General features: G+C 63.3%; 6 protein-coding genes and 1 pseudogene. 4 read left to right on the plus strand and 3 right to left on the minus strand.

What is annotated here, in order from left to right; translation table 11 throughout:
- Positions 1-63: 63 nt before the first annotated feature.
- Both ACIP9X_RS21375 and purU read right to left on the minus strand, forming a co-directional pair.
- Positions 64-2,556: an FAD-dependent oxidoreductase gene (locus ACIP9X_RS21375; protein ID WP_400481758.1), complete on the minus strand. Its 2,493-nt coding sequence runs from the start codon at positions 2,554-2,556 to the stop codon at positions 64-66.
- Between the two features lie 61 nt (positions 2,557-2,617).
- Positions 2,618-3,532, minus strand: coding sequence for a formyltetrahydrofolate deformylase (gene purU / locus ACIP9X_RS21380; protein ID WP_400481759.1), 915 nt, complete (start codon positions 3,530-3,532; stop codon positions 2,618-2,620).
- 120 nt (positions 3,533-3,652) lie between these two features.
- On the opposite strand from purU, the gene ACIP9X_RS21385 reads away from it, so the two are divergent.
- The 3 genes from ACIP9X_RS21385 to ACIP9X_RS21395 all read left to right on the plus strand — a co-directional run bounded on the left by ACIP9X_RS21385 (position 3,653) and on the right by ACIP9X_RS21395 (position 7,121).
- Positions 3,653-4,333 (plus strand): GntR family transcriptional regulator, encoded by a 681-nt coding sequence (locus ACIP9X_RS21385; protein WP_400481760.1) that lies wholly within the window; start codon positions 3,653-3,655, stop codon positions 4,331-4,333.
- Positions 4,334-4,611: 278 nt separating this feature from the next.
- On the plus strand, positions 4,612-6,180 hold the full coding sequence (gene zwf / locus ACIP9X_RS21390) for a glucose-6-phosphate dehydrogenase (protein WP_400481761.1): 1,569 nt from the start codon (positions 4,612-4,614) through the stop codon (positions 6,178-6,180).
- Positions 6,177-7,121 carry a glucose-6-phosphate dehydrogenase assembly protein OpcA gene (locus ACIP9X_RS21395; RefSeq protein WP_400481762.1) on the plus strand — a complete coding sequence of 315 codons (945 nt, stop codon included), beginning with the start codon at positions 6,177-6,179 and terminating at the stop codon, positions 7,119-7,121. Before zwf ends, ACIP9X_RS21395 begins: the two co-directional genes overlap by 4 nt.
- Before the next feature lie 136 nt (positions 7,122-7,257).
- Here ACIP9X_RS21395 and ACIP9X_RS21400 read toward each other — a convergent pair whose 3' ends face one another.
- Entirely contained in the window at positions 7,258-8,760 is a 1,503-nt protein-coding gene (locus ACIP9X_RS21400) for an MFS transporter (protein WP_400481763.1), read from the minus strand.
- 516 nt (positions 8,761-9,276) lie between these two features.
- Here ACIP9X_RS21400 and ACIP9X_RS21405 point away from each other — a divergent pair.
- Positions 9,277-9,494: pseudogene (locus ACIP9X_RS21405) on the plus strand (inositol-3-phosphate synthase); the annotation flags it as partial.

The following is a 9,494-nucleotide window of genomic DNA, read 5'->3' on the forward strand; positions in this document are numbered from 1 at the left end:
CAGCCCGGTTCCGTTGCGAGGGAGGAGTCCAGGCTGCGCGCCCCCAAGGGGCCCGGCGGCTGGTTAGCCGCGGAGCCTGGTCATTTTCGGGTCGTACAGGGGATCTTCAGTAACAGTGGCCCTGATGCGTCGCCCGAAGTATTCGATCTCGACAGAATCGCCGATGGAAACGGTGCCCGGAAGGTAGGCGTAGGCGATCGGCTTGGCGACTGTGTAGCCGTAGGCCGCACTGGTTACGTAGCCGACCGTTTGCTCCTTGTAGTACACCGGTTCCTTGCCCAGGACGATGGACCGGCCGTCGTCGATGGTCAGGCACCGCAGGCGGCGGGCGGACCCTTCCTCCGTCCGTCCCTCAAGTGCAGCCTTGCCGATGAAGCTGTCCTTGGACATCTTTACGGCGAATGCAAGGCCTGCCTCGAACGGGTCATGTTCGGTGGTCATGTCCGCACCCCAGGAACGGTATCCCTTTTCCAGGCGCAGCGAGCTGAAGGCTGCACGTCCGGCGGCGATGACTCCGAACCGCTGGCCGGCCTTCCAGAGCACGTCCCAAAGCCGCTGACCGTATTCGGCGCTTGTGTAGAGTTCCCAGCCCAGTTCCCCGACGTACGACAGACGCATTGCCGTGACAGGGACCCCACCGATGACAACGTCCTTGGCCCGGAAGTACCGGAGACCGTCATTGGAGAAGTCGTCGTCGCTGATGCTGCCGACGAGGTCGCGGGCCAGGGGACCCCAGAGTCCGATGCAGCACGTGCCGCCTGTGATGTCCCGAACCTGGACCCAATCGGTGGCTGAGCCGCTTTGGGTCTGGTGCCGGGCGGCCCTGGTGAAGTACGCCGTGTCGATATTGCCGTTCGCTCCGAGCTGGAACCGGTCCTCGCTGAGGCGGGCGACAGTGATGTCACTACGAACGCCGCCCGCGTGGTCAAGCAGCAACGTGTAGGTGACGGCTCCTGACTTTTTGTCCAGATCGGCCGTGGTCAGCTCCTGAAGCAGCTTCAGTGCGCCTGGGCCGGATACTTCCAGCCGCTTGAGCGGGGTCATGTCGTACATTGCCACTGCGGTGCGGGTCTTCCAGGCCTCAGCAGCAGCGATCGGCGAACTGAACATGTTGGTCCAGGCGTCACGCGCCGGGGGCAGCCACTCCGTGGGCATTTCCTTGAGCAGGCCGGCATTGGCCTCAAACCAGTAGGGCCGCTCCCATCCTCCGCCTTCCAGGAAAAAGCCGCCGAGCTCCTTCTGCCGTGCATGGAACGGGCTGACGCGAAGGTTCCGCGGGGAGAGCCGCGGCTGCAGCGGATGGAGGACATCGTAGATTTCGACGAAGTTCTGCTGCGAGGTCTCGCTGACATATTCCGGCGTGAGTTGGACGTCTTCGAAACGGGTGATGTCGCACTCGCCCAAGTCAGTCTCTGACTTGCCGGTGGTCAGCAACTCGGCCACCGCTTTGGCGACACCGGCGGAGTGCGTGACCCACACTGCCTCCGCCACGAAGAAGCCGTCCAGCTCCTTGGACTCGCCAACGAGCGGTCCGCCGTCCGGAGTGAAGGAGAAGATGCCATTGAAGCCATCCTCGATTTCACTCTCAGCGAGTCCGGGGAGCAGCTGCTTAGAGGCTTCCCATGCGGGCAGGAAGTCTTCCACCGTGAAGTCAAGGCGGGAGGGCATGTTGTGTTCGTTGACGGTCTCAGGGCTAAAGGTAGCCAGATCGTCGAGGTCAACGGGCATCGGGCGGTGCGCATAAGAACCGATACCGTAGCGCTCGCCGTGCTCCCGGTAGTAGAGGTCCTGATCCTGATGGCGAAGGATGGGCAGCGTTGCCCCGTTCGGCAGTTCGTTGCGTCCCTTCAGGGCGGGAACTGGAGCAGTCTTGACGTACTGGTGGGCCAGTGGCAGCAGAGGGACGGACATGCCGATCAAAGCACCGATCTTGGCGCCCCAGAATCCGCCGCAGGAGATCACGATATCTGCGGGGAGGACGCCCTCTGAGGTTTCTACGCCCGTAACCCGACGGTTCGACTGCTGGATGCCGGTGACCGTCGTGGAGCCCAGGTATTTGACGCCGGCTGCCTCGGTCCGCTTGATGAGCAGCTGAACTGCGCGGGCAGCGCTGGCCAGTCCGTCGCTGGGCACGTGGAGGCCGCCGAGGACGTCCTCCTGGTTTAGGTGCGGGTAGAGCTCCTTACATTCGGCAGGGGACAGGATCGATCCCTCGATGCCCCACGAGGAGGCATAGCCCAGCTTTCGCTTCAGGTCGGTGAGCCGGGTCTCTGTGGTGGCGACTTCCAGTCCTCCCACCTGGTTGAAGCAGCTGGTGCCGTCCTCGGTCAGGGAGAGCAGCTTTTCAACCGTGTACTTGGCGAAAGTGGTCATGGTCTTTGAGGGGTTGGTCTGGAAGACCAGGCCCGGGGCATGGGAGGTGGAGCCGCCCGGCATGTTGAGCGGCCCCTGGTCCAATACCGTGATGTTGTTCCAGCCACGGGCCACGAGTTCGTCGGCGACGTTAGTGCCGACAATCCCAGCGCCAATGATCACAATGTGTGGTGTCGATGCCATTTTTCTTACTTTCTCCTGCTGATTTTGAACGTGCGCTGCTGCTGCTCGTGCCTTATTGCTTTCAACGGAATACGACGGTGCTGGACTGATCCAGCAGAACACGGTGCTCGCAGTGCCAACGGACTGCCCGCGACAGCGCCAGGGCCTCTGCGTCCTGGCCCACGGTTGAGAGGGCGGTAGGCCCAAAGCTGTGGTCGACGCGGATAACTTCCTGCTCGATGATGGGACCTTCGTCCAGATCCGCGGTCACGTAGTGGGCAGTTGCCCCGACAAGCTTCACACCACGGTCGTAGGCCTGGTGGTAGGGGCGTGCACCCTTGAACCCTGGCAGGAACGAATGGTGGATGTTGATCGCCCTTCCCTCGAGGGCCCGGCACAGGTCATCGGAAAGCACCTGCATGTACCGGGCCAGGACCACCAAGTCGACGTTGTACTCGTCGACCAGTTCGAGCAAGCGGCGCTCGGCATCGTGTTTGGTCTCGGGGGTCACGGGGATGTGCACGAAGGGAAGGCCGGCTGCTTCTGCCATGGCCCGGTGTGTCTCGTGGTTGGAAACGACCACCACGAGGTCCCCGCCGAGGCTGCCTCCACGCCAGCGGAAAATCAGGTCATTCAGGCAGTGGCCAAACTTGGAGACCATAACCAGCACGCGCTGTTTGGTTTCGTCGTGAAAGCTGAACTTCATTTCAAAGCGTTCTGCGATGGGACGGAACTCCTCTTCGAGTTCTGCCGCTTCGAAGTTTGCCGGTCCGGAGAAGGCGGTGCGCAGGTGAAGAGTTTGGCGGAGGCCATCGTCGAACTGCTGGTGCTCCTCGATATTGAATCCACGTTCAAACAGGAACGTGGTGACCGCTTGAACGATGCCGGCCCGTTCCACGCACGACAGTGTGAGTACGAACTTTCGGCTGCTTGCTTCTCCGGTGGCTTCTGCCTGCGGCGTAGGCCGCGTTTCGCGGAGCGTCTGCACCAGGGTCATGTGCCCTCCTTTAGATATATTCCTGATCGCCTTATTGATATATTAGGATTGTGACCCAGCGTATACTGGTGCAAGGGAACGGGTCAATAGTGAATGTTGCCCAAGATGAGAGGCGGTACGGTGGCGTTTGAAGCTCTGGCGGTGACTGAGGACGTTAGCTCGAAATCCCTGGCGGATGTGGCATATGAGCGGATCCGCGACAGCCTGCTGACTCTCGAAATCAAGCCGGGTGAGCCCCTGTACGACGAAGGGCTTGCAAAGGAACTCGGCGTGGGGCGGACTCCCGTGAGGGAGGCTCTCAAGCGGCTGGAACTGGATCGGCTCGTCGTGACGTATCCGAGGCGCGGGACCTTTGCCACACGTGTGGAAGTGACCGACCTTGCGTTCATATCGGAAATTCGGGCGCAGCTGGAACCGCTTGCTGCTTCCCGCGCTGCCCGGGTTGCAAGCGCGGCGGTCCGGGAGCATCTCCGGCTCATAGTGAAAGCCGTGGAGTCGTTTGATGTGGACAGCGCATCCGTCGTGGAGACCCTGCGGCTGGATGCCCGCGTGCACCAGGGGATTTATGCTGCAGCGGCGAATCCTCATCTGGAAGACGTGCTGATCCGCTACGACAATCTGGCTACCCGCATTTGGTGCATGGTCCTGGACCGGCTGCCGGACCTTTCCCGGCATGTCCATGAGCATGTCGACCTGCTGCAGGCAGTAATCGACGGAGACGAGTCCCGCGCAGCCGAACTGGCGCGTACTCACGTGAACGGCTTTGAAAAGGCCGTGCGGACGGCCCTGTTCGCTGCCTAGCAGAGCCAGGGGCAAACCGCTGCTGTTTGGCCCTCCCATCCTAACGGGCGGGTGGGGCCGCTCGATCTGGTGGTTAACCCCTTCCCCGGCAGGTGGCAGTCTTTAGGCAGGGAGCCCCATGGCTTGCCGCCCTCGTTCCCTCAGTGGAATGCCTTCCAGCCTCTGTCCGAGGCCCCTCGTGGCTTATTGAGGCTTGACAACCCAATCCCAGGAGATCGTTTCGTCGCTTGCCGCGAAGGCGGCTTCCGGCGCTGATAGTTAAGGCACTGAAGTTAACCATGCCAGATACCTTGAAGAGGTCTGCGTTCCGGGGCGGGAATCCGTTGCGGGATCCGCGGGACCGTCGTTTGAATCGTATTGCCGGTCCGTCCTCGCTTGTGTTGTTCGGGGTCACGGGTGACCTCGCGCGCAAAAAGCTGATGCCGGCGGTGTATGACCTGGCCAACCGTGGGTTGTTGCCGCCGAGTTTCGCGCTGGTGGGTTTCGGGCGGCGGGGCTGGGATAACGAGGAGTTCGCCGCGGAGGTCAAGGACGCGGTCATCTCGTATGCGCGCACACCGTTTGATGAGGCGGTGTGGAACCAGCTGTCCGAGGGTATCCGTTTCGTGCAGGGGGCGTTCGACGATGACGCGGCGTTTGACCGGCTCGGGGACACGATCAAGGAACTCGACGAGGTCCGCGGCACCCGCGGGAACCACGCGTTTTATTTGTCGATCCCGCCGAAGGCCTTTGAGCAGGTCTGCCGGCAGCTCTCGAAGCATGGGTTGGCGCAGGCCGAGGGTGAGAAGTGGCGCCGGGTGGTGATCGAGAAACCGTTCGGGCATGACCTGGCCTCGGCGCGGCAGCTGAACGACATTGTGGAGTCGGTGTTCCCGGCCGATGCGGTGTTCCGGATCGATCATTACCTGGGCAAGGAGACGGTGCAGAACATCCTGGCGTTGCGGTTCGCGAACCAGCTGTTCGAGCCGTTGTGGAACGCGAACTACGTGGACCATGTCCAGATCACCATGGCCGAGGATATCGGCACCGGCGGCCGGGCGGGGTATTACGACGGGGTGGGCGCGGCGCGGGACGTGATCCAGAACCACCTGCTGCAGCTGCTGGCCCTGACGGCGATGGAGGAGCCGATCTCGTTCAACGCCGATGATTTGCGGGCGGAGAAGGAAAAGGTCCTCGCCGCGGTGCGGTTGCCGGAGGATCTGTCCACGCACTCGGCCCGCGGACAGTTCGCCGGCGGCTGGCAGGGCGGGGAGCAGGTGCTGGGGTACCTGGAGGAAGAGGGCATCCCGGCGGATTCGACCACGGAGACGTTCGCGGCGATCCGGGTGGATATCAACACCCGGCGCTGGTCCGGGGTGCCGTTCTACCTGCGCGCGGGCAAGCGGCTGGGCCGGCGGGTGACGGAGATCGCGGTGGTGTTCAAACGCGCCCCGAACCTGCTCTTCGGCAGTCACGGCGGCGCTGGCCACAGTGATGATGACTTCGGCCAGAACGCCGTGGTGATCCGGGTCCAGCCCGATGAGGGCGCCACGATCCGGTTCGGGTCCAAGGTCCCCGGCACCCAGATGGAGGTCCGGGATGTGACCATGGACTTCGGGTACGGGCATTCTTTCACCGAGTCCTCCCCGGAAGCGTATGAGCGGCTGATCCTGGATGTGCTGCTGGGGGAGCCGCCGTTGTTCCCGCGGCACGAGGAAGTGGAGCTGTCCTGGAAGATCCTGGACCCCTTCGAAGACTACTGGGCGGCCCTGAACGAACAGCCCGAACCCTACGCCCCGGGATCCTGGGGGCCGGCCAGCGCTGATGAGTTGCTGGCCCGTGACGGACGCACCTGGAGAAGGCCATGATTGTAGATTTGCCGAACACCACCACCTCTCTCGTTTCCAAGAAGATCATGGCCCTGCGCGAGCAGGGCGGGGTGATCGCGCTGGGCCGGGTGCTGACCCTGGTGGTGGTCACCAAGTCCGGGCTGGAAGAGGAAGCGATCGAGGCCGCGAACGAGGCCAGCCGGGAACATCCCTGCCGGATCATCGTGCTCGCCGACGCCGGCTCGGCCGCTCCGAACCGGCTCGACGCGCAGTTCCGGGTCGGCGGGGACGCCGGCGCCTCGGAAGTGATCGTGCTGCGCGGCTACGGCGAACTCGCCGAGGAAAGCGAGTCCCTGGTCGCGGCGCTGCTGCTGCCCGACGCCCCGATCGTGGCCTGGTGGCCGCACGGGGCACCGAAAAACGCGTCCGAAACCTCCATCGGGCGGATCGCGCACCGCCGCATCACCGATTCGGCGAACGAGGCCGAACCCCAGGTCGCGTTGGAAAACATCCGCAACACCTACAAAGCCGGCGACACCGACCTCGCCTGGACCCGCCTGACCAACTGGCGGATCCAGCTCGCCGCGGTGCTGGACCAGGTGGACCCCTCCCCGGTCACCGCCGTCGCCGTCGAAGGCGCCTCGGACTCACCCTCCACCATCCTCCTCGCAGCCTGGCTCACCCTGTCCCTGGACGCCCCCGTCACGATCGTCGCGGACCCCGCCGGGACCGGCATCCGCAGGGTCCGCCTCACCCGCGCCAGCGGGGACGTCCAGCTCTTCCGCCCGGGACTCTCCATCGCGGAGCTGACCCAGCCCGGCCAACCCGCCCAACGCATCTCCCTCCCACGCCGCAGCCTCCGCGACTGCCTCGCCGAAGAACTCCGCCGCCTCGACCCCGACGAAACCTTCGGTCTCACCCTTGGAGCGCTTGACTTGGTGCGGGACTGGGAAGAAATGCCGCAGCTGTCGCTGGTGTAAGAATGCAGCGGCCTTAAAAGGAGCAGCAGCCTAAAAGGAAGTGTCCCCGCCGTTATCAACGGCGGGGACACTCTTGTGTGTGGGGAGGCTGCAGCCAGCGCCCCGGAAGTGGGCAGCTAAAGGCAGCTTTCCGGGATCACCGTACGGAAGCTTCAGTGCGCTTCTCAAACGGCATGTCGTCCAGATCGATCAAGGGGTTGTGGTCCTGCCTGGCGACGAGTTCGTGCGCCTCGGCCTCCGTGTCCACGCTCGGCATGGAACCCGGGAGCGGGCGGCCGGCAGACTCGCGGAGGAAAAGGATGGCTACTGCGCCGATCACCGACGTCGCGATCAGGTAGTACGCCGGGGCCATGTCGTCGCCGGTCGCCTGGATCAGGCCCTGCACCAGGAACGGCGTTGTCCCGCCGAAAAGTGCCACGGAAAAGTTGTACGCAATGCCCATGCTGCTGTAGCGGGCGGAAGTGGGGAACAAGGCAGGCAAGGCGGAGGCCAGGTTGGGCACGTAGAAGGCCACGGGGATGGCGATCAGGGACAGGCCGGCGAGCGTCGACCAGACGTCTCCGATCCCGATCAGGACGAATGCAGGTATGGCGAACAGGACAGTGCTGCCGGCGCCCATCCACAGCACCGGGCGCCTGCCGATGCGGTCGGAGAGCTTGCCTGTGAGCGGGATACACAGCGCCATCACCAGCAGCACAGGAATGGTCAGCAGGGTGCCGTCGACCGGGTCGTAGCCCTTGGACTCGGTCAGGTATGTCGGCATGTAGGACGTCAGTGCATATCCAACGGTGTTGGCCGCGCCGGCGAGCATCATCGCAAGCAGGATCGGGCGCCAGTAGGTTTTCAAAATGCCGACCGGGCCCTTGGCGGGATCGGCGGCGGCAGCTTCGGCGGCGGCTGCCTCCTGAGCGTCCAGGGCCGCCTGGAACTGGGGCGACTCCTCGATCTTGTTCCGGAAATAGAGCGCGATCAGTCCTAGCGGACCGGCTACCAGGAAGGGCAGCCTCCAGCCCCATTCCTCCATGGCGGCCTGGCCTAGCGTGACCTGCAGGGCAGATACCGTGGCAGCGCCGAGGGCAAATCCAATGAATGACCCCATATCCAGGAAACTGGCGAAGAAGCCGCGGCGCTTGTCAGGAGCATATTCGCACACGAAGGTGGTTGCTCCCGCATATTCGCCGCCTGTGGAGAAGCCCTGCAGGAGTTTGAGGACCACCAGCAGTACGGCCGCCCAGGCGCCTATTTGCGCATAACCGGGCAGGAGGCCGACGGCGAATGTGCTGGCCGCCATCAGCATAAGGGTCGCGGCAAGCACCTTCTGGCGCCCTACCTTGTCGCCAAGCCAGCCGAACACGACGCCGCCAACGGGCCGGGCGATGAACGTGACCGCGAACGTACCCAACAGGAACAGGGTCTGGACGGTCTTGTCCGCTTCCGGCAGGAAGGCGGGCCCCATGGTGGTGATCAGATAGCCGAACACACCGACGTCGTACCACTCCATGGCGTTGCCCACGACCGTGCCGCCGAGGGCCTTCTTAAGCATCCGCTGGTCCACGACATTGATATCGGACGCCGTGAGCCTGCGGGAGTGTCTGTCTTTGCTGCTCGGATCGGTAGTGACATCACCTTTGATTGTCATAAAGGGGTTCCTAACTGGATGTTGGCAGGGACTCAGCCGCAGTGCGCTGCGGTTGGCCCCGCGGGCAAGTTCGGCTGGTCGCTGGCGCAAGGCCATGGAGGAGCCGCCCAAGACTATGGCTTGTTCTATTGGGTACCGGCCGTGCGGTCGGCGGAGGTCGGAGGTCCGGCACGCTGAGTGGGCCCGCCTGCGTGCAGCTAGCACCTCCCGGGGAGTGGACTCATCAGCGATGAAGGGATGTGTACCAAGCACATTTTCGTCAGGAGATGTGCTAGCACGCAGGATCCTCTCGCTTTCCGCCCAGTCGGTTCCGTAATAATCAACGGGGTTCAGTTTACGCAACAGCGTGCGTCAGCTCACAGTCATTGTCAAAAAATGACTTTTGCCCCGCCGGGCAGCTATGGGTGGGTTCCCGGCCTATCCGTTCGGGTAGGCGTAACCGTCCAATGACGGGATAGTCCCCGGTGAGCCATGGAAGCAAGAATGATAAGGAAACAGTTTTTCCAAAGGAGTTCCGTGTCTTCAAATCCGATTCGTGTCGCTATCGTCGGTGTGGGTAACTGCGCCGCTTCGCTGGTCCAGGGTGTCCATTACTACCGGGACGCTGACCCTCAGGCCACGATTCCGGGTCTGATGCACGTGGAGTTCGGCAAGTACCACGTCAATGACGTGAAGTTCGTTGCCGCGTTCGATGTGGACGGCAAGAAGGTCGGCGTTGACCTGGCCGATGCGAT

The organism is Arthrobacter sp. NPDC093125 (assembly GCF_044754225.1).
In the GTDB taxonomy this organism is placed as follows: Bacteria; Actinomycetota; Actinomycetes; order Actinomycetales; family Micrococcaceae; genus Arthrobacter.

Excerpts from the sequence above, each read along its gene's own strand:
- ACIP9X_RS21395 (WP_400481762.1), top strand. The coding sequence starts at position 6,177 with ATGATTGTAGATTTGCCGAACACCACCACCTCTCTCGTTTCCAAGAAG.
- purU (WP_400481759.1), bottom strand. The coding sequence starts at position 3,532 with ATGACCCTGGTGCAGACGCTCCGCGAAACGCGGCCTACGCCGCAGGCA.
- ACIP9X_RS21375 (WP_400481758.1), bottom strand. The coding sequence starts at position 2,556 with ATGGCATCGACACCACACATTGTGATCATTGGCGCTGGGATTGTCGGC.
- zwf (WP_400481761.1), top strand. The coding sequence starts at position 4,612 with ATGCCAGATACCTTGAAGAGGTCTGCGTTCCGGGGCGGGAATCCGTTG.
- ACIP9X_RS21400 (WP_400481763.1), bottom strand. The coding sequence starts at position 8,760 with ATGACAATCAAAGGTGATGTCACTACCGATCCGAGCAGCAAAGACAGA.